The following is a 20,580-nucleotide window of genomic DNA, read 5'->3' as shown; positions in this document are numbered from 1 at the left end:
AGGTCATGGCTTGTTTGAGGCTTAAGGCAGGTCTGCTAGGACATTGCCGACGCGGTTTCCTTTTCTGTGCGCTGATCGCGCAGTACGTTCTTTTGGACCTTTCCCATTGTGTTTCGTGGCAACTCTTGGACGAGTTCGTAGCGGCGCGGATGTTTGAATCGCGAAAGCTTGTTCCTGATGATCGACTCGATCTGTTCCACCTGAAGCTGTGCACCGGGCTCGGCAACCAAAGCAGCAATAATTGCTTCGCCAAATTCGTTGTCGGGAACCCCGAAGACCGCCGATTCCAGAACACCATCGATATCGTTCAAAACGTCTTCAATTTCTTTGGGGTAGACGTTGTAACCACCAGTGATGATCAGGTCTTTTGAACGACCTACAATCGACAGGTAGCCATCCTCGCTGTATTGACCCAGATCTCCGGTGATAAAGAACCCATTCTCGCGAAGTTCTTCAGCGGTTTTTTCGGGCATCTGCCAATAGCCCTGAAAAACATTGGGGCCGCGTACCTCGATCATTCCGACCTCGCCCTGGGGCAGCGGTTCTCCTGTTTCGGGGTTGGTTACGATCACCTCGGTGCCGGGTAGAGGCATACCAACAGTTCCCGCGCGACGCTCACCGCTATAAGGGTTAGAGGTGTTCATGTTCGTCTCGGTCATACCGTATCGCTCGAGGATGCGGTGGCCGGTGCGTGTTTCGAACGCCAGATGGGTTTCTGCCAGCAATGGGGCTGAACCGGAAATGAATAGACGCATGTTCTCTGTGATCTCGTCGGTGAAGCCGTCATCCGCCAGCAATCGGGTATAGAAAGTCGGGACACCCATCAGAAGGGTCGAGTGGGGCAATTCCTCCAAGATCATACCAGTGTCGAATTTTTCCATCAGCCGCACTTTGGAACCGGCGAGTAGTGATGTGTTCATCGCCACGAAAAGCCCGTGCGTGTGAAAGATGGGCAACGCGTGAATCAAGCGATCAGAGCCGGTGATACCCCACAAATCCACAAGGGCTTGGGCATTGGAAAGCAGGTTTCGGTGGCTGAGCATCGCGCCCTTTGACCGGCCCGTGGTACCTGATGTGTAAAGAAGCGCCGCGAGGTCTTCTGGCGCGCGATCCACGGTTTCGAATACACAAGGCTGTGCGTCCGCTTCGCGGCTCAGGCTTGGATTTTCGCCACCCAAGGTCAGCAGTTTTGCACCAGACCGGGTCGCCATTTGTTCGAATTCAACTTTGTCGTTGCTGTCGCAAACGATTAACGCAGGTTGTGCGTCAGAGATGAAATAGTCCAACTCTGCCATGGTATAGGCAGTGTTAAGGGGCAGGTAGACAGCACCTGCCTGAACCGAAGCGGCATAGAGCGCAATCGTGTCGGCCATTTGGGGGGCCTGCACAACGATGCGATCGCCGGGGGAAACTCCGCTGTTCTGCAAGACATGCGCGATCTGGGCGGTGCGCTGCAGAAACGCGCCATAAGAGACTACCTGGCCATTATCGAGTTCCAGGAATGGAGCCGTGCTGCCCTCGTGGCGGGCAAACAAACTGTCGTAGAGTGTATTAGTCACGCTGTATTTTCCCTAGGCTTTACCGCAAGCGTCGCAGTTGAAGCCGCGCGAATTGAACGCGAGGCTTGGATCGTGGCACGTGTCGCGAATTCTTCGTGGTAACGTTCTGTTTTGTTCAAATCGTAAAGGTAGTTGACCATCGCACCTCCGGACTGGGCGCGTCCGTTCGGCGAGGGATCGGCTTCGGCATGCACTTCATGAAGCTCGGCGCCATTGCCCAGATGAAAGCGGGCCACAGGGTCCAGTGGCATCCCATCTTCGCGCTTGGCGAACATCAAGTATCGGGCAGCCATCGCGCGCGTGTCCTGCGGTGCTGCTGTTTCCGCAAGCACGGCCTCGGCGGCATGCCCGTGTTCTGGGTGGTCTGTTTCACCAGCCAGCCACCGGTTTAGCCCCGGTATCGGCGACAATGTCACAAAGGTATCAAGCCCGCGAAGCTCTCGCGAAAGCTCGGTCACAACCTGCTTTATCAATAGATTCCCAAAGCTGATGCCCGCCAAACCCTTTTGGCAGTTTGAAATGGAATAGAACGCCGCGACCTTTGCCTGCTCGGCTTCGATCGGTTCTCGTGCTTCGGATAGAAGCGTATCTATTGCATCCGGGATTTCAACGGTCAGAGCGACCTCGACAAATATCAGTGGCTCATCTGGCATCGAAGGATGGAAGAACGCAAAACAACGACGGTCTGGCGGGTAGAGTCTTCGCCGCAAATCGTCCAGATCGTTGATCTGGTGCACCGCTTCATAGGCGACGATCTTATCCAGAACGCGGGCAGGGGTGTCCCAGCTGATTTGTTTGAGAACCAGAAAGCCCCGGTTGAACCAGCTGCGCAATAAATGGACGAAATCGATATCCGTTCGCTTGAGTTCCGGTTTGGATTTGAGAAAGCGCAGCAGATCAACGCGCATGGCCACAAGTTCCTGCGTCGCACCAGACGGCTGGTTCAGCCGTCGCAACAACTCTTGTCGCCTTGGTTCTGATACTTCACTAAGTCTTTGATAAAGGTTGACACTGCGGTCACTGGCGTAGAGGCGGGCTGCTTCCGAAAGCTGATTTGCGTCCAACTCAAGTTGGTCATTTAAATAGACAAAAAAGTTTAGTTTCTCCGCGTCATTCAGGGTGTGGTAGCGCTCAAGGATAGTAGACGCTAGCGTGAAACCTGAAACTTCACCTTCGGCAGATAAAAGCGCCTCACATAGTTCGGCAATGGACCGTTTGTCGTCCTTGCCACGCCTTTTGTCGGGACGGTCCAGCAATTGGTTTAGTAGATCACCCAGAAACCAATTCCGCTGCATTTCAGGGCTCCATCTGGCTGCTAAGGTACTCACCTGTTCGGCGGTAGTGATCGATCAAGTGCCGAGTTGCGCTGTCTGCGTCGTGATTTAATGCGGCGTCCAGGATTTGCTGATGTTCGGCGGCGATGTCCCGCTTTTTGTAGCTCGACCCGCCGGCCGCCAGATATCGGTAGCGAATGTTCAGGTCATAAAGCTGCGAGCAATACCGCAGCAGCAACGGCAGTTTCGAATTGTCCAACAAGGCCATATGAAACGCCTTGTGAGCGTCCTCAAAGTCTCGCGCCCCTTTTTGGCCGGCCTTTTTCATATGGTGGTGACGCAAGACAAGCCGATCTTCCCAGGCCGCATCCGCATTGGTGATGGACGCGCGCAACGCGGTTTCTTCAAGGTTGCATCGAAGCAGAAGGATTTCCTCAAAGTTACACTTGCTAACTGGCGCTGCCCGAAATCCGCGCTGATCAATCCGCTCGACCAACATGTCTGAAGTCAAAAGGCTAAGCGCTTCACGAACCGGACTAGCGCCAGTATCCAAAAGCCCGCGAAGCTGTTCGATCTTGAGTTTTTGACCCGGAGGTAATTCTCCGGTCAGGATCATTTCGCGCAGCCTTCGATACGCTCCATGAGTGGCTGATGTCTCTTTGCCCTCAGTATCAAGCATGGCGTCCATATCCGACTGTTCCTATTTCTCGGCAAATACTCGTGAGTGCACTTAACTGAAGGCACTCGTTCCAGTCGATAGACCAACTGAAAGGTTCAGCGAGCCTTCGTTGATCAACCAGCGCCGAAGTACAAAGCTACGCGCCCCGCTTTTGTGCATAGGATCGTCTTCCGCCAGCTTCCGCGCGGCTTCAAGACTGTCAGCGCGATAGATGATCAGGCCCATTCCTTGCATATGCTCGCCGGTTTCATCCGACATGGGGCCTGCAAAAGCTAGTTGCCCCGAACGTTCCAACTGCGCCTGATACGCCAAGTGATCTGGCAGTGACGCCTTTACATTTTCGGGCGCTTTGGCTGGCGTGCTCAGCGCGACGTAAAGCTCCAAAGCAAGCGCACCGCGGCTTTTTGCTTCTGATTTGTAGTCTGGCCAAGCAACCATTTGCCGTCTCCAAAAATATCGATATTATTTGACATATGGCAAAATAGTCGGCAAAAATCAAGCGAACTGACATGGATGGTGAAAATGAAATACCTGGTGGGAGAGACTTCGGAAGGCACAGCGGTTTTTGCTGTAAACGGCGAAAACGCAGTGAATCTAACGGCTTTGGACCCTGCTGTCGGTTCGGATTTGATGGGTTTGATAGCCAAGCCTGAGCTGGCCGACTCACTGTCTGACCAAATCGCCGCTGCAGACAGTGTGCCTGTGTCGTCTATCAAGCCAGCATTGCCGGTGGTCGCGCCCGGCACGATCATTTGCATGGGTTTGAACTACACGGACCACATCAAGGAAGGCGGATATGATATTCCGGAGTATCCGACGCTTTTCATGCGTGGGAAAAACTCGATCATGGCGGCGGGGCAGCCCATGGTGCGGCCTACCTGTTCTGAGAAGCTAGACTACGAAGCCGAGCTTATGCTGATCGTTGGAAAAAGAGGTCGGCATATCTCGGAAGAGGACGCACTGGATTATGTCTTTGGCTACACCGTGTTCAACGACGGGTCGCTGCGGGATTATCAGCGCAAAACCGTTCAATGGACGCCGGGCAAGAACTTCGATGATACGGGAGCGATCGGTCCTTTCACCGTAACGCCGGACGAACTGCCCGAAGGGGCTTCCGGTCTGAAGATCGAAAGCCGCGTGGGCGATGAAATCCTACAAAGCTCGAACACGGCCAACATGATCTGGGGCGTTCGTCAGGTCATTGCGACGATTTCGGAATACACCACTCTGGAACCCGGAGACCTGATTGCGTTGGGCACACCACCGGGTGTCGGTCACGCCAAAAAGCCCAATCCCCGTTGGTTGAAGCCGGGTGAAACCGTCGAGGTTGAAATTGAAGGCATTGGAATCTGCGCCAGCCCGGTTATCGACGAAAAGGACTCCAAGTCAAAGGTGGCCGCAGAATGAGCGCACCAACCGGGGCAGAGCTGGAGGCACTTCGCGCCAAGGCGCAGCAGGATCATCGCGATCTGCGCGATCGCATTCCACGTTTGTCGGATGACGCGATTGCCTTGATCCTGCGCGAATCCAGATCGCACTACGCGTGGACCAACAAGCCTGTTTCTGACGACATACTTGAAGAGATCTACGACATTACGATCAACGGCGCGACCAGCATGAATACGTTGCCCGCGCGCTTCGTTTTCGTGAAAAGTCCCGAAGGGAAAGAGCGGCTTGCAAAGTCTTTAAAGCCGAAGAATGTGCCAAAAATGATGGATGCTCCGGTCACGGCGATCATTGCCTATGACATGGACTTCTGGAAGGAACTGCCCTTTCTTTTCCCGCACGAAGATCGTCGGTCATTGTTCAAAAGCAAGCCCGACTACGTGGCAGACACGGCCTTTCGAAATGGCACGCTTCAGGGCGCTTACTTCATGATTGCGGCCCGGGCGGTCGGGTTGGACGTCGGCGCCATGTCAGGTTTTTCGAACAAGATCGTCGATGAGGAGTTCTTCGCGGGCACGACGCTCAAGTCCAATTTTCTTTGCAATCTGGGCTACGCGGACGAGACCGGATTGTTCCAGAAGCTTCCACGTTTTCCATTCGAAAAGGTTTGCTCTTATGCCTGAGGAAGTGACGCTGTGGCTATGAAAGTGAAACCCGTCGTGACTTACCGCACGACAGCTCAGTGCCCGACTCATGCGCGGACTGAAATACCAATTCGCGATCTTGATGTTGTTGTCGATGAACCCGTCGAACGCGGCGGGACAAATCTTGGTCCGTCTCCGACCGAAACCGCAATGGCAGCCCTGATCGCCTGTACAAATGTCATCGGGCACAAGAACGCACATCGGTTGGGAGTTGAACTCGGCACGGTGACAATCGACGCGAAATGCAGGTTGGACCGGCGTGGTGTGCTGATGGAGGAGGAGATCGATGTTCCGTTTCCGGAAATCGAACTCACCGTGAATTGTGAGACGCCCGCCAGTCAGGAGGAGCTGACACGCGTGGGCGAGGAGACAGCCAAGTATTGCGCCATCGCAAAACTGTTTGAAGCGGCAGGCACGGACCTGACCGTCAACTGGGTCAAAGCAAAAAAATAAAAAAGACCCAACTTTCTGGGAGGAGAGAAATGAAAAACTGGACCAAACGCAGCCTAGTGGGCGCTGCTCTGGCAAGCGTCATGGCGATGCCTCTCGCGGCAGAGGAGACCATCTCTGCCGTCGTAATTGACGGCTATCCCGACCGCGCGTTGTGGGTGAAAGAATTCACCAACTACTTCATTCCAGAAGTGGACAAACGGCTGGGCGAGTCCGGCAACTATAAAATGAACTGGCAAGAGAACTACGGCGGTTCAATCGTTAAGCCGAAAGGCGTTTTGGAAGGGATTCAGCTTGGCCTTGGCGACATAGGTATCGTCACAACCATTTTTCATTCTTCTAAGCTGCCCAGCCAGGGCATATCCGGATCGACACCCTTCGTGGCATCGGACTCCCGTGCCGTGGCCAAGGCAGTGGATGAAATCGCGCGCGAATATCCTGCGATGCAGAACGAGTTTGCTGCACAGAACCAAGTTTACCTTGCCACAGGCGTTGTGCTCGACACCTATCAAATTTTCTGCACGGAACCTGTTTCTTCGGTTGCCGATCTTGAGGGCCGCAAAATCGCGGGAGCAGGCCTGAACCTGCGTTATCTTGAAGGGATCAAGGATGCCGCCGGTGTACGCGGGGGGCTAACCGATTTCTACAACATGCTTCAAACCGGCCTCGTCGATTGCGGCATGCTTTGGCCCGAAGCCGCAAAGACGTTTAAGATCGCGGAAGTGGCACCTTACATGCTCAAGGCTGATCTGGGAGCAGTGAATTCCAAGACCATCACCGTCAATGCCGACTACTGGGCTAGCCTCCCGGACGAAGTCAAAGACGTGTTGAAGGCCGTCGCCATCGACTACCGTGACCATGTCGCCGGCATCGCGATGGACCGCGCCGCTGCTTCGCGGGATGCGTATGTTGAAGCGGGTGGAACAATTGTTGAGGTTTCGGACGAAGACCGTGCCGCTTGGGCAAACGCCATGCCGAATGTCGCGCAGGAATGGGCTGCGACGCTGAACGACAATGGCGAGCAGGGCACAGAGATGCTGGCCGCCTACCTTGGCAAGCTTCAGGACGCCGGATTCATCGGTGTACGTGATTGGACGGCTGAATAACTGTCTGGCGATCCACGAAAGGGGCCTTTCATGCTGAAGACCGCAGTTGCTGGCCTGTCGCGGGTCGCCAATTCGCTCGCAATTGCCGCCAACGCCTTGGGTACGCTTGTCGTCCTTGCGTTGGTGGTTGTTCTGAATGTCGACGTTATTGCACGTGGCCTGTTTTCAGCCCCTTTGCGTGGCACTTATGAGGTGGTGCAGTTTTCGGTCGTGATGATCGTCTTTCTACAGTTGGCCGACGTCGTCAGAGTGGATCGGCTGACGCGCTCAGACGGGTTCCTGAATCTGCTGCACCATCGTCGCCCGGGTCTGACAGCCAGCCTGAGGCGCATCATCAACGCCATATCGGCAATCTTTATGGCTTTGATTGCGTATGTGACCTTCCCAGAATTTCTTCATATGTGGGAGACACAGGACTACTTCGGAGTACCCGGTCTTTTCACATTACCATGGTGGCCGGTCAAACTGGTCATCGCGTGCGGGACTGCGCTTGCCTGCGTGATCTTCCTGCTTAAGGTCGTCACGGCGCAGGACCGCCCGCAGCTTGTCCGAACCCCTGAACATGACGAGGCTGCAAAATGACGCCGATTGAGATTGGCCTGATCTCGGTCGTTGCCATCGTCTTTTTGATTTACGCGGGCGTCTACATTCCGATTGCTTTGGGCGTAGTCTCCTTCGTGTCGATCTGGCTGATGCGGGACAACTTCACACTTGCGCTCAACCTGCTGAAGGTTGCGGTGGGCGACAGCGCGATGGAATACAGTTTCGCGACGATCCCGCTGTTTACCTTTATGGGGCTCATCGTTTCAAAAGCGGGACTAGGCAGGGATATTTACGAGGTCATGACCATGCGATTTCGCAAGGTCAAAGGCGGTATCGGAATGGCGACCGTCGGAGCAAATGCCGTGTTTGCGGCCGTTACCGGGTCGTCCATTGCGTCCGCATCCGTGTTCACCAAGGTCTCGGTCCCGCAGATGATGGCGCAGGCATATAATCCACGTTTTGCGGTTGGGGTTGTGGCCGGGTCGTCGGTTTTGGGGATGATTATTCCACCCTCCGCGATGCTGATCATCTATTCCTTTGTCGCCGAACAGTCCGTAGGGGACATGTTTCTGGCGGGAGTAATACCCGGTATCATGCTGGCGATAGCTTATGTGGGCGCGATCTGGTTGATGGGCCGCTTCACACCTGCATTTGTGGGCGGTCGGGTCGTCGAAGACACCGAATGGATGTCCGGACGCGAGATCGCATCCAAGACCCTGCCCACATTGTTCATTATCACGGTAGTGCTTGGTGGCATTTACACAGGATGGCTAACCGCTGTCGAGGCGGGTGCCGCCGGGGCACTGGTTGCGCTCGTGATCGCAGTCGTGCGCAAGTCCATGACACCACGAGCGTTCTGGGACGCGTTGCTGGAAACCGGTCACATTACAGCGGCGATCTTGTTCTTGATTACTGCAGCTTCGATTTACAGCCGCATGCTGGGACTGGCCGGGTTGCCCAATCAGTTGCAGGACTTACTTGCGGGGAATTCAGCGTCCTTTTGGTCGATCATGCTGCTCTACGTCCTCTTGATGCTTTTTCTGGGAACTTTGCTCGATACGGCGTCCATCATTCTGATCGTCGTCCCGCTGTTCCTGCCCATGGCCGAAGCGCTGGACATGTCGTTGATCTGGTTCGGGATCGTCACCGTAGTCGGAGCCGAAATCGGACTATTGACCCCGCCTTTGGGCATATCTTGCTTCGTCATCAAATCGACGATCAATGATGACCGGATATCACTCAAAGACGTGTTCATGGGCGCGCTTCCCTTTGCGTTCGTGATGCTGATCGTTCTGTTTATTCTGATCGAGTTCCCGATCCTCAGCCTTGCCCTGATTTAAGGAGGCCCAGATGCGCTCTGTCACCAAAGACAATATCACCGACGTGTTCATGGGATACCTGTCCAAGGACACCGATCCGCGGATGCGAGAAATCATCGGGTCTCTGGTCAAACACCTCCACGATTTCGCGCGGGAAACCAACCTGACACATGACGAATGGCGCGCCGGGATTGCATTTCTGGAGGGCTGCGCTGCGGTGGAAACCGAGGACAGGCATGAATTCGTGCTCGCCTCGGATGTGCTGGGCCTTTCGTCATTGGTGGACATGTTGCATTCTAGTTCTGATGCAACAAGTTCATCAGTGCTTGGCCCTTTTCATGTCTCTGGCGCGCCGCCTCTGCCATTCGGCGGGGATATGAAGCGCCACTACGGTGGACCTGTGCTGCTTGCTGAAGGCGTGATCCGGGATACCGATGGCAATCCGATTTCCGGTGCAGAACTGGATATCTGGCAAACCGCACCGAATGGAATGTATGCAAGTCAGGACGAAGAACAGGACACCTTTTCTTTTCACGGCCTGATGACCACGGGTGACGACGGTAAGTATGCATTCACGACCGTCAAGCCAGTTGAATACACGGTACCGTCAGACGGGCCTGTCGGAGACATCCTGCGCGCCTGCGGCCGCCATCCCTGGCGACCTTCGCACCTGCACTATATCGTCAAAGCTCCTGGTTATCGATCTTTGGTGACTGAGATTTTCCCCGACGACGATCCTTATTTGGATCAAGATACGGTCTTTGGTGTTCGGGATGATCTGGTGATGACCTATGCCGAAAGGCCAGTTTCGGAATTTCCGGATGGCATGGAGCTTTCTGGTAAGATCACTGAACCTTTCTTGCACGTGAAATTCGATGTGAAGCTTGCCAGATCCTGAACGATATTGAGGAGGCTTGAGGTGCTGAAACATATCTTCATTTTAGGTGCCGCGCTGTTTTGCAGTACCGCCATCGCAGAAGAGCGCCCGATCTTTGACGCGCATATTCATTACAGCCACGATGCCGTCAAACTGGTTCCTCCCGAACAGGTGGCCAAAATCCTTCGGGACGCGGGCGTCCGTAAAGCCCTGGTCTCCAGCTCGGATGACAATGGCACTCAACTATTGTTGGCCGCAGCACCAGATATCGTTGTTCCTGCACTGCGCCCTTACCGTCGCCGCGGTGAAATCAACACCTGGATGCACGATGAAACTGTAATCGACTATTTAGAAGCAAATCTGGCCAAGAACGACTACGAAGCCATCGGCGAATTTCACGCGTACGGAGATGACATTAATACGCCGGTCATCCAGCGCATGATTGCACTGGCGAAAGAGCGGAACCTCATTCTACACCACCACGGCGATCGAGAGGCAGTTGACTTGATCTTCGAAACCTGGCCTGAAGCTCGGGTACTGTGGGCCCATTCTGGCTTTGATGATCCGGCGAGTGTTGTTGACGCGCTGGACACCTATCCCAGGCTTTGGGCCGATTTGGCATTTCGTTCGGACATGGTCTCACGAGGCAGTGTCGACCCGAATTGGAAGGCTGCGTTCGAAGCCCATCCCGATCGGTTTATGGTCGGTACGGATACATTTGCGCCGGAACGTTGGTACTATGTCGGCCCCCACGCAGATTTTTCGCGTGAATGGTTGGATTTGCTGCCGGACCAGATTGCGGACAACATCGCCTATGCCAACGCAGAACGTTTGTTGGCATCAGAATGATCCGCTGCGCTGTCTGGTTTCTGATTTGGTCCAGCACGGCTTTTGCTTGTGATGTAACTGGGCACCGTATGAATTCGGAAGTTCAAAACGCAGCCGAGGTTTATCTGTTCGTCGATGAAATTCCGTTGGCTCAACCGTTTTCAGTACTGGTTTCTATTTGTAGTGAAACTGCCGTGGGTCAAATGCGTGTTGATGCAATCATGCCCGCTCATCGACACGGTATGAACTATACCCCCAAAGTTACCGCATTGGGCGGCGGAGCGTTCCGTGTTGATGATATGCTGTTTCACATGCCGGGTTTGTGGGAGCTGCAGGTCGATGTCGACATCAATGGCCAATCAATTTTCTACTCGTCAGAAATTACGCTGAAATGAAGCTGTGGTTTACAGCTGCGCTAATAGCCCTGACAGGTGCAGTGCGTGCAGAGGTCTTGTTGTCTGCAGACGAAATTGAACAAACGCTTTCCTTTGGGCCTTGGCCACCATCCTTCCAGTCGGACCCAAGCAATAGGGTTTCGAACAATGCCGGAGCGATCGCGCTTGGAGAGGCCTTGTTCAACGATCCGGTGTTGTCCGTCGACGATGCAATTTCTTGCGCAAGTTGTCATGATCCTGAACAGGCATTTACAACGCCAGAGGCCCGGGCGCTCGGCCGTGTACTGTTAGATCGAAACACTCCATCGCTGCGGAACCTGGCCGGACTCCGCTGGTATGGGTGGGGTGGCAAAAGCGATAACCTTTGGACAGCCAGCCTGCATCCGATCATCGAAGAACAAGAGATGGCCCACAGTGCCGATAGCCTAAAAACCGCTATCTCAGAAAGTACCTACATTGATGAATTTGAAGCCATATTTGGCGACATACAGGTTCAAGATTCAGAGCTTGTGCTGGTGAACATTGCCAAAACTCTATCCGCCTACTTGGAAACTTTGGCTACGGACTGGACACAGTTTGATGAATTCCGTGATGCATTGGAGAACCAAGATTCAGCAGCGGCTGCGAGCTACCCCGAAGCTGCACAGCGAGGTCTTCAGTTGTTCATAGGGCGTGGAAACTGTGTGTTGTGCCACAATGGTCCGAGATTTTCCAATAACGAGTTCCATGACGCTGGCGTACCATATTTTCTGAATGAAACCGAGGTCGACGAAGGGCGGTTCGGTGGACTGAACTTTTTACTCTCAAGCCCCTATACTCTGGACGGCGACTGGAATGACGATCCGGATAAGCAAGGTGCTTGGGCGGTTCGAAATGTACGTCGAAGCCACGCTGATTTTGGAACCTTCCGCACGCCCAGCCTGCGCGGAGCGGCCGAAACCGCACCGTACATGCATGACGGCAGCCTAAGTGATCTGAACGCAGTGATCCGGCATTACAGCAAAATCAATACGGAAAGGCTGCACGCCGACGGTGAAGCCATTCTCTCGCAATTGAATTTGTCTGAGCAAGAGATTGCAGACTTAGTTGCGTTTTTGATGACGCTGTCCAAGGCGCCTTACTAAAGCGTTTGTGTTTAACGCTCGTGAATGGGCTATTTGGCAGGCTGGTTCGGAGACTATCGTTAGCAGTGCCGATGAGGGGGTTCTGCTCGCTCTGGGTCAGAAATGGATGACGTGATCGGCCGATTTGTTGAGGTTTTGGATTTCGATTGAGTCAAGTATCAGTGACGTTCCACATCTGTTGAACGTCACACGAACCTGACCCAACCGTCACAGTTGGATCAGAGTCGGGATGAATGTTCGACATCGGAAGGCACCCCCAACGTTGGACATCAGTAGAGTTTGACCTTTGCGTCATCAACCAACACGCCGCCCGCATTTCATACTCTCGCAGACAGTTTGGTTTGATCCGACTTCCCTTTCGGAAATTAGGGTTGATTTGCAGACCAGACGGCGAAGCCGCCTGTTACTAGGAATCTGCAACGGGGCGAACGCGGGAGGAAGACGGCCGCGCCCTCACCCTGTCGGTGAAAGGCGTTTGGCTTGTCCAAATCCCGCCGGCTCAAAAATGGAAATCGGTGAGGAAGAAAGCCTGCGGCCATTTGCAGTTGTGCCATTCTATCGAACTGCAATAAGTAATGGCCACAAAGCTGCCGTTCGCTGCCTTTGCGGCATGGTTCGCTTCAAATGGCAGCTACGCGCACATGTCGGTCGTTGCAAAGTTGGATGCTTATTGAGTTTCCTAAGTTGCTTTTCTCGTTTTGTGACACCACTGTCAGCCCTGTGTACGAGCGCAAGTATTTTTTATCAATTTTGTGGCAAGGCATCGTTAAGGATCGCCGCTAGCGTGTATAGATCGGACAGAATGATGAACGGTTGGTTTCCAGAAAAGTTGTTTAGGTATCGCGGAACAACTTCCAAGCACTTTGATGAAGAGCTTGAGCAACTTCGGGATAACAGGGTTTGGTTGAATTTCCTGGATACTCAAAATGATCCATTTGAGGGATGCGTTAGTCACCGGGTAGGTACTTACGATGAGTTCACGTCTAGGCACCGTGAATAGCGCGATCTGCTGGCAAAACAGTTTCCGGATTTTGAGCTTTTGCCGGAGACTATTTCAGAGCAGGACTTCAATATCTGTAATATCCAAAGCCCCCTGTTTCACGAGACAGTTAGACAGCAAGCTGTAGTCGCATCCTTTAGTAAAGGGTGGCAGAATACACTGATGTGGGGGCACTATGCAGACGCCTTCAAAGGAATTTGCTTGCAGTTCACTGCAAATCCAACGGCTGGTGTTGAAGGGCCGCCCTTCTTTCCTGTGCAGTACTGGAAAGAAGAGCCCCCTGAGTTTTCGTCAATTGACTTTTTCGTCCAAACGCGTGTGGCGATGAGCTAGAGCGGACTTACAGAAAGTGAACAACGCTCCAAGATAGAAAACCTTGCCTACGAAAAAATAAAAATTGCAGCCACATCAAAAAGCTATGACTGGGTCTATGAGGAAGAATTCCGAATGGCATCATTTTTGGGGGTGCCGGGATATTACCAAGTGCCAGGTATGAAGCTGACAGGCGTTATTTTCGGGCCACGGGTAGAGGCACCAACATATTCAAGAGTTATGAACGCGCTTGGCGAAGGCATTGACTACTTTAGGATGGACTTGCGAGCCAATGCTTATGGCTATGTACTTTTTCCAATAACTACACCGGCGAAGCAGGCAATCATTTAGGTGTGGGCTATGTGTGGTTTGTAACTTGCTGCACCGGCGAGACATCAAAAGGTGACCAAAGGCGGTAATGGGTTCCAAGCCACCCACTTAAACCTGCTACAGAGAACGACTATTCAGAGCCCAAAGTGACCAGTGGTACGCCGGGCTTGAATGGCGACAATGCGCAGTAAGCTGACCTTGCAAAGTTCAACTTTCGGCCAATTCTAATAATTCGGGGAGGTGCTGAATTTCTGCGCCCGAAACGATGACCACTGTTGTGTCCGTGGGACCCGCCGAAGCCGCGTGACGTAGTGTCGCGAGAAGCACGCCAAACGAAGTCAGAGGGCCGTTTCCCAAGATCACAGACCGGAGCAACGGTTGGGCAAATTGTCGAAATCCTCCGGTGGCAAGTTCACCAAGTGAGCAACACCGGAATCCTTCACACTATTCGCAGCAGCCATTACCCGACTGAATTGGTGGACAGGGCACGTTGGCATAGGAACAGTAGACGCAACAGTCGCCTTCCAACGGCTTCAAGACTGTTTTGCATGACTTGCATTCATAGAACCACTGACAGGCATCCGTAGGCATTTTTTCGGTTTCACTGTGCCCACAGTTTGGGCAAGTCAGTGTGCTTTCAAGCACAACAGTTTGTTCCATCATTGTCTCACATCTGCGTAATCAGGAAATCGTTGATTCGAGCCTCATAGAACACGACAACCCAAGCCAATCCGGTCATCGCGGTCGTTCCCCAAAGCCACCATTTCAACTTTGGCAATGACCCGCGCTGATAACAAACCAGCCAAGACACCGCGACAAGAGTGGTCGAAATCGCCAGAACATAAAAGCTTGCTGCTGCTATCTTCCCAAAGATCGCTAACCAGCTGCCGCCCAGTCCTAGAAGCATCATTGTCATGGGCATTACGCAGCAGGTCGCGACGCCAAGCGCGGACAAAGATCCTATGTAACTGAGGCTAAGGTATTTCTGCATTTTTGTTCCTGACGCCTTTTTGTGCGGAATTGTCTAAGCGGCGATTACTGGTATAACCTCTGTAGTGACTACAGGATCAAGACGGAACATCTCACATGTTTGCGATTGGGGAAGCATCCCGTCAAAGCGGTGTCGGCATTGAAACGATCCGCTACTACGAACGCGAAGGGATCGTGCCTAAACCGGAACGCGCTTCAAATAACCGGCGGATGTACTCTACGCACGACATTGGACGGCTTCGGTTTCTAAAGAAATGCCGTGACTTGGGCTTTCCGCTTGCCGATGCGAGGACACTCCTGGAATTATCCGAAGGCGATAGCGAAGACTGCCAATCCGTTAAGGAATTGGCTGAGCACCACGTTTTCAATGTGCGCGAAAAGATAAAGGAACTTGAGCGTTTGGAAGCGGCGTTGACTGAACTCACAGCCAATTGCGACAGCGGGAATGTTTCATGCCCTATGCTTTCTCAATTGCGTACACTGTAGCCGGACGTTGGGTATTGCGCCCCTTTGGCCCGCGCGTTGTGTTCGGTCAGAATCCGGGGTAGCTTCGCCACGTGAAGTACCTTCGGCCAATAACCACGACACTTCTTACGGTTTTTCTGATCCTTGTAATGGGGCTTGGGAACGTCGCGCATGTGCTAGCCAATGAGTGCGTTGGCGGGCATTGTATTGATCATATGGCGACAAGTGTTGAGGTGCAACACGCTAACCACGGGCTGGTCGCTCCTAGCGAAGACAGACAGCATGAACCGGGCAGCTCGGCGCATGAAGGATGCAACCCATTCCTGTGTAACGTTCTCGCGCTCACGACGCAGGCATTCGAAACCAAACCTAACCAAGCAGCGGTCGTGTTGGCACTACAGGCAACAAACTTCTCGACGCTCAATGAACCGGACAACCCGGACAGGCCACCTAACACTTAAAACAGACTCCCGACGCTGTTCACGGCACTGAACACGTTCCGGTGTGCTGCGAATTGTTTGCGGCACCACTTTGTTACACAAGGTTAGGACCAGTACATGAACCAAAAATATCTCCTGATCGGCGCATGCGCCTTAGTAGCCGTCGCTATCTATATCACTCTACGCCCCGCGCCAGTTGAGGAAGCCGCGCAGTCGGCAGCTACCGAAGGCGATGCAATGGTAGCAATTCAGATGCCGCTTATCGAAGGAAATGCCGCCATCGGAAAGCGAATATTCGACAACGCCTGCGCCGCATGCCACGGCAGCAACGCGGTCGGCGTTGACAGCGCTGGTCCGCCGCTGATCCATGTTATTTACGAACCCAGCCATCATGCGGACGAGTCCTTCCAACGCGCGGTGGCAATGGGCGTTAGAAGCCACCACTGGCAGTTTGGCGACATGCCTCCGGTTGAAGGCTTGACTCGTGGCGATGTGGCTATGGTCATCGACTACATCCGCGAAATCCAGCGCGCTAATGGAATAAATTGAGGAACCTCTTAATGAAGAAGCTCACCACATTTGCATTGATTTCCATGCTTGCCACAAACGCTTTTGCCCATTCGAGCGTGGACACCACCACACCCGAAAACGGCGCGACAGTTGCCGTAGTGCCCTCTGAGATCAGTTTCAAATTCGCGGATGATATTCGCCTGACAAAGGTCAACATGATCCATCAGGAAGCTCACACCGTTACGCTCGACCTGGGAGACCAGACAAGTTTTGGACGCGCGTTCGCGCTCCCGCTTCAAAGCATGGGTGAAGGCACCTATCGCATTGAATGGCGGGGCTTGGGTGCAGACGGGCACGCCATGCAGGGCGAGTTCACATTCACAGTGGACTGACCATGCTCGATGTATGGGGAATAGGCGCTATACTGTCCAAGCTGATGCTCTATGTCGGTATTGGTGGTGCGACTGGTCTGTTGATCATTCGGGCCGTTTTTGCCGACTTGGTGTCACCTCTGAGCGATAAGACGCGTGTGCAGGTTGCGCTGCTGGCGGGGCTTGCGCTTGCGGGCTCTGTCCTTGGGTTCATGCTGCGCGGTGCAGCTCTTACGGGCGGAGCTGATGGTATGACCGATCCAGAAATGCTCGGTCTGTTGTGGCAAACCCCGGTTGGAGACGTTCTGATCTATCGGGTTGTCGGGGCGGTTCTGATAATCTTCGGGATATTTATACCCCTAGTCGGCCAATGGGTCGCACTTGCAGGCGGATTGTTCGCGCTTTGGTCATTTGCTCAGGTCGGGCATGTCCCCGCGTTGGAGAAAACTGGCTTCCGATTGCTATTGCTCCTGCACCTTCTGGGAGTTGCGTTTTGGATCGGTATCCTTGGGCCGTTGCGCGCCCTGTCCCAACGGCCAGAATATCTGAACAACGCGGCCATGTTGGGGCATCGGTTTGGGCAGGCGGCTTCGATTATTGTTCCTGTATTGATTTTGGCGGGACTGCTGATGGCTTGGATGTTGCTTGGCGATATGTGGGCGATAACGACAACAGGTTACGGGCAAACCCTGCTGATCAAACTTGCACTTGTGGGCGTGGTCCTGACGTTGGCAGCCGCAAACAAGCTCCGCTTCGTTCCGGCCATGCAGTCCGGGGATGATAATGCCGCCCGCCACTTGGTACGCTCCATTGAAATCGAAGCCGCAATCATTCTGGTGGTCCTTGCAGCAACCGCGACGCTCACCAGCGTTTTGACTCTACCGAATTGAGGTATCCCATGAGCAGGCGAGACTTTTTGATCGTCACAATTTTCAGCTGCGCAACGAGTGTAAGTGCTGGTCACGAAATGGAAGACCGGGATTTGACCAGTGGGCAGGCACTATACGCTGAACAATGCGCGTCATGTCATGGCGTCAATCTCGAAGGACAGCCGGATTGGCGGACGCCTGACGACAACGGCATTCTGCCTGCGCCGCCTCATGACGAGACCGGGCATACCTGGCACCACGACAACCAGCTTCTATTCGAATACACACTGTTGGGTGGCGAGGAGGCGTTAGCCGCGCGTGGCGTCGACGGCTTTGCAAGTGGCATGCCTGGATTTGGTGATACCCTCACCAATAACGATATTTGGGACATTCTCGCCTACATAAGGTCCACTTGGCCCGAGCGCGTTCAGGAAATTCAAGCGAGCCGCAACCCACCGCATGACTAAGGATGACAACCTTCGCCACATGGTCGGTGCGGTGACACTTCAATTGCGCGGCGACTACAGAGCCATAGTCCGGCAGGATTAGGTCGAAGAACTGAGCGCGCCCAAAACACTAGGCGCGCCCTTGATTGCCGACCTTGGCGCTAGCGCAGCGAATTGGTGCTTTGTCCCGCGAGGCAGTCTTTAGAACTTGTTCCACTGAACGGCCATCACTCAACCAGAGATTGCTTCACATAACACCGCTTCAACGACGTTCGCGGTTTGTTACAGCGCGGCAAGTCACCCGATGGTTGCGAAAACTTGCCATTCGATGCGCTGGTTACTGATAGCTGGGATACGCAACAAGCGGGTCAAGGAAAAGGTTTTTCTTAACAAATTTTGTCAAAATGCCGTGGTGAATTTCGTTTGCAGTTAGCCTGCAGACAAAAACAAAATATTACATCCAGACAAATGCCAACATGATGATCGTGCTTTCGGTTTGTCCAATCAGCTTTGAGCATCGATAACTTGGCCTCTTCGTCTCGGGGGCTAACTCGCTTTCGAAACCTCTAAACCTCCCCCTTTCACAAGCAGATCCACAATTGTGTCGACCCCGCTTCTGTGACGAAGTGACGAGAACAAGAAGGGCCGTCCTTTACGCATTCTTTGCGCATCACGTTCCATAACCTCCAGCGAAGCGCCAACATGCGGCGCAAGGTCGGTCTTGTTGATTACAAGGATGTCCGATTTCGTAATCGCCGGTCCGCCTTTCCTGGGGATTTCCTCGCCTGCGGCGACATCGATCACGTAGATGGTCAGATCCGCCAGTTCCGGGCTGAATGTGGCTGATAGATTGTCGCCTCCACTTTCAATCAAAACAATGTCGAGATCCGGATGACGTGTCTGCATCTCGGCGACGGCGGCCAAATTGATCGAGGCGTCTTCGCGAATTGCTGTATGCGGGCAACCGCCAGTTTCGACGCCGATGATCCTGTCCCGCGGCAGGACCTGCATGCGCATCAGCGCTTCGGCATCTTCCTGCGTATATATGTCGTTGGTAATAACACCCACCGAACAGACATCGCGCAGCGCTTCAGATAAGGCGGCGGTTAAAGTAGTTTTTCCGGCTCCTACCGGGCCTCCAATACCTACGCGAAGAGGGCCGTTTATACTGGTCATGTGCGGAAAATCCTCGAATATTGTGTTTCGTGTTTCATGGCCGCAATGTCCCCCAAGAACGCAGTAGAGCTTAACTCGTCCAGACTCGCCTTTTTTGCATTTTCAGCAATCTGGGCACACAGCGGTGTCAGTTGGCGGATCAACCTCTGAGCATCGGTCTGTCCAAGTGGCACAAGGCGCGTGGCACAGGCGACAAGGTTGCTTGCGAATGCTTGCAGAAACATCTTGGTCGTCAGCAGCAAGGGAAGGTTTTGTAGTCTTGCAGCCAGTCCAATCGAGACGGGGTAGGTGAAGTGCCCAAGGTCCAATTCCCAGACACCTTTGGTGACATTTCCGAAGGCCTGTCCCAGCAACTCGGTTTCCATGAGCCTTTCGGATGTCGCGCAAAAGGCCCGCGCCGTGACATCGACGTTGATCAGTTCATCTTTGTCCAGCGCATTGAAGGCCGCCACAACGAACAGAGCATCATTCCAACCAGAGCCATATTCTAGCACATCTGAAATCCAGGCTTCGGTATCCTGGGAATTCGCGACGGTTCCCCAGTCAATCGCGGATTCAAGTCCGTGAGAGTAGGCAAACCCCCCCACAGGATAGGCAGGGGACAACCATTGTGTCAGCGTCAGGATGTCGGCGTCAGTGGGTGTGGCCATGTGTCCTGCCGTGGCCATAGGCGCCGCCTTCGGGGGTGAACGGCTCGTGCACTTCTCGCGCGGTAGCCCCGATTTTAAGAAGCATGTCTCGGATTACGTGATCGACCTGGATCAACAGGCGAGCCTTTTCGATCTGGCAAGGCGTGTGGCGATTGCCGATATGCCACGCGATGCGCGTCAGATCCGGGGCTTTTACCTCCAGCAACGCTTCGGGCGCAGCCTGTATTTCCACTTCGCGACCATCGTCCAGAACCAACGCGCCGCCGTGGTTCAACGAAGTCGTTTGTGCCAGGTCGATGAGAATCTGTTCGCCACTTTCGCAGGTCAGAACCTTGCGCCGCAAAAAACGGTCTTCATAGGTCAGCGACAGGGCATCTGCAGGCTCGCCGTGTAGATGATCAGAATACCGCCGTGCTGTACAAAGGAGGATGGTCATGCCAGCGCCCCCTCTGTGGAACGGGTAGCTATTACCAGATAGAACCCGCGAAAACGTGTTGTACGATCCGGTCGCGTGACAGGCCGCGTTTGCGCAGTTCTTCGTCGCTCAGCGATTGCAGGAACTGGATTTGATCGGTGCGCGATCGTGCTTCTGCCAATCGAGCAAGAGCCGAATAGATCGACGAACCAATCGCCGAGAACAGACCGAATACGGAAAAACCGGAATGCTGTTGATTTTCTGTGTGTGCCATTGGGACCCTCGTAAAATTGCGAGACGTTGGTCCTCCCTTCCGTTCTAATATCTGTCATCTTTCACTCGCTTAGTAGTAGGCGATTGGT

Annotated in this window: 26 protein-coding genes; 16 read left to right on the top strand and 10 right to left on the bottom strand. The window is 53.7% G+C overall.

Features of this window, described 5'->3' with window-relative positions; all coding sequences use genetic code 11:
• Nucleotides 1–35 precede the first annotated feature (35 nt).
• The 4 genes from AC2FJF_RS12430 to AC2FJF_RS12415 are packed head-to-tail and all read right to left on the bottom strand — an operon-like array spanning nt 36 to nt 3,950.
• Nucleotides 36–1,559 carry a malonate--CoA ligase gene (locus AC2FJF_RS12430; protein WP_496725683.1) on the bottom strand — a complete coding sequence of 508 codons (1,524 nt, stop codon included), beginning with the start codon at nt 1,557–1,559 and terminating at the stop codon, nt 36–38.
• Nucleotides 1,556–2,854 (bottom strand): malonyl-CoA decarboxylase, encoded by a 1,299-nt coding sequence (locus AC2FJF_RS12425; RefSeq protein WP_496725682.1) that lies wholly within the window; start codon nt 2,852–2,854, stop codon nt 1,556–1,558. The genes AC2FJF_RS12430 and AC2FJF_RS12425 overlap by 4 nt, the downstream gene beginning before the upstream one ends.
• A 1-nt stretch (nt 2,855) precedes the next feature.
• A complete protein-coding gene (locus AC2FJF_RS12420; RefSeq protein ID WP_496725681.1) occupies nt 2,856–3,512 on the bottom strand; it encodes a GntR family transcriptional regulator in 657 nt (218 codons plus the stop codon).
• A 51-nt stretch (nt 3,513–3,563) separates the two neighbouring features.
• A complete protein-coding gene (locus tag AC2FJF_RS12415; RefSeq protein WP_496725680.1) occupies nt 3,564–3,950 on the bottom strand; it encodes a YciI family protein in 387 nt (128 codons plus the stop codon).
• Nucleotides 3,951–4,034: 84 nt separating this feature from the next.
• Between AC2FJF_RS12415 and AC2FJF_RS12410 the strand changes: the two genes are divergently transcribed.
• The 11 genes from AC2FJF_RS12410 (at nt 4,035) to AC2FJF_RS12360 (ending at nt 13,907) form a co-directional block, all read left to right on the top strand.
• Nucleotides 4,035–4,919: a fumarylacetoacetate hydrolase family protein gene (locus AC2FJF_RS12410; RefSeq protein WP_496725679.1), complete on the top strand. Its 885-nt coding sequence runs from the start codon at nt 4,035–4,037 to the stop codon at nt 4,917–4,919.
• A complete protein-coding gene (locus AC2FJF_RS12405) occupies nt 4,916–5,581 on the top strand; it encodes a malonic semialdehyde reductase (RefSeq protein WP_496725678.1) in 666 nt (221 codons plus the stop codon). The genes AC2FJF_RS12410 and AC2FJF_RS12405 overlap by 4 nt, the downstream gene beginning before the upstream one ends.
• 18 nt (nt 5,582–5,599) lie before the next feature.
• A complete protein-coding gene (locus tag AC2FJF_RS12400) occupies nt 5,600–6,055 on the top strand; it encodes an OsmC family protein (protein WP_496725767.1) in 456 nt (151 codons plus the stop codon).
• A gap of 29 nt (nt 6,056–6,084) precedes the next feature.
• On the top strand, nt 6,085–7,158 hold the full coding sequence (locus AC2FJF_RS12395; RefSeq protein WP_496725677.1) for a C4-dicarboxylate TRAP transporter substrate-binding protein: 1,074 nt from the start codon (nt 6,085–6,087) through the stop codon (nt 7,156–7,158).
• A 30-nt stretch (nt 7,159–7,188) separates the two neighbouring features.
• Entirely contained in the window at nt 7,189–7,740 is a 552-nt protein-coding gene (locus tag AC2FJF_RS12390) for a TRAP transporter small permease subunit (protein ID WP_496725676.1), read from the top strand.
• Nucleotides 7,737–9,041 carry a TRAP transporter large permease gene (locus tag AC2FJF_RS12385; RefSeq protein ID WP_496725675.1) on the top strand — a complete coding sequence of 435 codons (1,305 nt, stop codon included), beginning with the start codon at nt 7,737–7,739 and terminating at the stop codon, nt 9,039–9,041. Before AC2FJF_RS12390 ends, AC2FJF_RS12385 begins: the two co-directional genes overlap by 4 nt.
• 10 nt (nt 9,042–9,051) lie before the next feature.
• Entirely contained in the window at nt 9,052–9,918 is an 867-nt protein-coding gene (locus AC2FJF_RS12380; protein WP_496725674.1) for a dioxygenase family protein, read from the top strand.
• A gap of 21 nt (nt 9,919–9,939) precedes the next feature.
• On the top strand, nt 9,940–10,746 hold the full coding sequence (locus tag AC2FJF_RS12375; RefSeq protein WP_496725673.1) for an amidohydrolase family protein: 807 nt from the start codon (nt 9,940–9,942) through the stop codon (nt 10,744–10,746).
• 68 nt (nt 10,747–10,814) lie between these two features.
• Complete coding sequence (locus AC2FJF_RS12370; RefSeq protein ID WP_496725672.1) at nt 10,815–11,120, top strand: hypothetical protein; 306 nt, start codon at nt 10,815–10,817, stop codon at nt 11,118–11,120.
• Nucleotides 11,117–12,244, top strand: a complete 1,128-nt coding sequence (locus AC2FJF_RS12365) for a cytochrome-c peroxidase (RefSeq protein WP_496725766.1) — start codon at nt 11,117–11,119, stop codon at nt 12,242–12,244. The genes AC2FJF_RS12370 and AC2FJF_RS12365 overlap by 4 nt, the downstream gene beginning before the upstream one ends.
• 1,447 nt (nt 12,245–13,691) lie before the next feature.
• Nucleotides 13,692–13,907 (top strand): hypothetical protein, encoded by a 216-nt coding sequence (locus AC2FJF_RS12360; RefSeq protein WP_496725671.1) that lies wholly within the window; start codon nt 13,692–13,694, stop codon nt 13,905–13,907.
• 423 nt (nt 13,908–14,330) lie between these two features.
• On the opposite strand, the gene AC2FJF_RS12355 is transcribed toward AC2FJF_RS12360, so the two are convergent.
• Both AC2FJF_RS12355 and AC2FJF_RS12350 read right to left on the bottom strand, forming a co-directional pair.
• A complete protein-coding gene (locus AC2FJF_RS12355) occupies nt 14,331–14,546 on the bottom strand; it encodes a GDCCVxC domain-containing (seleno)protein (RefSeq protein WP_496725670.1) in 216 nt (71 codons plus the stop codon).
• A 7-nt stretch (nt 14,547–14,553) separates the two neighbouring features.
• Nucleotides 14,554–14,877: a hypothetical protein gene (locus AC2FJF_RS12350; protein WP_496725669.1), complete on the bottom strand. Its 324-nt coding sequence runs from the start codon at nt 14,875–14,877 to the stop codon at nt 14,554–14,556.
• A 95-nt stretch (nt 14,878–14,972) separates the two neighbouring features.
• Between AC2FJF_RS12350 and AC2FJF_RS12345 the strand changes: the two genes are divergently transcribed.
• The 5 genes from AC2FJF_RS12345 (at nt 14,973) to AC2FJF_RS12325 (ending at nt 17,998) form a co-directional block, all read left to right on the top strand.
• Nucleotides 14,973–15,362, top strand: a complete 390-nt coding sequence (locus AC2FJF_RS12345) for a MerR family transcriptional regulator (protein WP_496725668.1) — start codon at nt 14,973–14,975, stop codon at nt 15,360–15,362.
• 536 nt (nt 15,363–15,898) lie between these two features.
• Nucleotides 15,899–16,330 carry a c-type cytochrome gene (locus AC2FJF_RS12340; RefSeq protein ID WP_496725667.1) on the top strand — a complete coding sequence of 144 codons (432 nt, stop codon included), beginning with the start codon at nt 15,899–15,901 and terminating at the stop codon, nt 16,328–16,330.
• A gap of 11 nt (nt 16,331–16,341) precedes the next feature.
• On the top strand, nt 16,342–16,683 hold the full coding sequence (locus AC2FJF_RS12335; protein ID WP_496725666.1) for a copper resistance CopC family protein: 342 nt from the start codon (nt 16,342–16,344) through the stop codon (nt 16,681–16,683).
• 2 nt (nt 16,684–16,685) lie between these two features.
• The gene (locus AC2FJF_RS12330) at nt 16,686–17,552 is read left to right on the top strand and encodes a CopD family protein (protein ID WP_496725665.1); all 867 of its coding nucleotides are present in this window, start codon (nt 16,686–16,688) and stop codon (nt 17,550–17,552) included.
• An 8-nt stretch (nt 17,553–17,560) separates the two neighbouring features.
• A complete protein-coding gene (locus tag AC2FJF_RS12325; protein WP_496725664.1) occupies nt 17,561–17,998 on the top strand; it encodes a c-type cytochrome in 438 nt (145 codons plus the stop codon).
• A 525-nt stretch (nt 17,999–18,523) separates the two neighbouring features.
• On the opposite strand, the gene ureG is transcribed toward AC2FJF_RS12325, so the two are convergent.
• From ureG to AC2FJF_RS12305, 4 genes are read right to left on the bottom strand one after another with little or no spacing between them, the layout of a single operon-like run.
• Nucleotides 18,524–19,153, bottom strand: a complete 630-nt coding sequence (ureG, locus tag AC2FJF_RS12320; protein ID WP_170519465.1) for an urease accessory protein UreG — start codon at nt 19,151–19,153, stop codon at nt 18,524–18,526.
• Nucleotides 19,150–19,803 carry an urease accessory protein UreF gene (locus AC2FJF_RS12315; RefSeq protein WP_496725663.1) on the bottom strand — a complete coding sequence of 218 codons (654 nt, stop codon included), beginning with the start codon at nt 19,801–19,803 and terminating at the stop codon, nt 19,150–19,152. The genes ureG and AC2FJF_RS12315 overlap by 4 nt, the downstream gene beginning before the upstream one ends.
• A complete protein-coding gene (locus AC2FJF_RS12310; RefSeq protein WP_496725662.1) occupies nt 19,787–20,239 on the bottom strand; it encodes an urease accessory protein UreE in 453 nt (150 codons plus the stop codon). Before AC2FJF_RS12310 ends, AC2FJF_RS12315 begins: the two co-directional genes overlap by 17 nt.
• Before the next feature lie 31 nt (nt 20,240–20,270).
• Complete coding sequence (locus tag AC2FJF_RS12305; protein WP_170519457.1) at nt 20,271–20,492, bottom strand: DUF1127 domain-containing protein; 222 nt, start codon at nt 20,490–20,492, stop codon at nt 20,271–20,273.
• Between the last annotated feature and the right edge of the window lie 88 nt (nt 20,493–20,580).

It is taken from the genome of Ruegeria sp. CDSB013 (assembly GCF_059611165.1).
The sequence above is the reverse complement of the archived record's forward strand: the minus strand, read 5'-3'. Positions and strand labels throughout refer to the sequence as shown.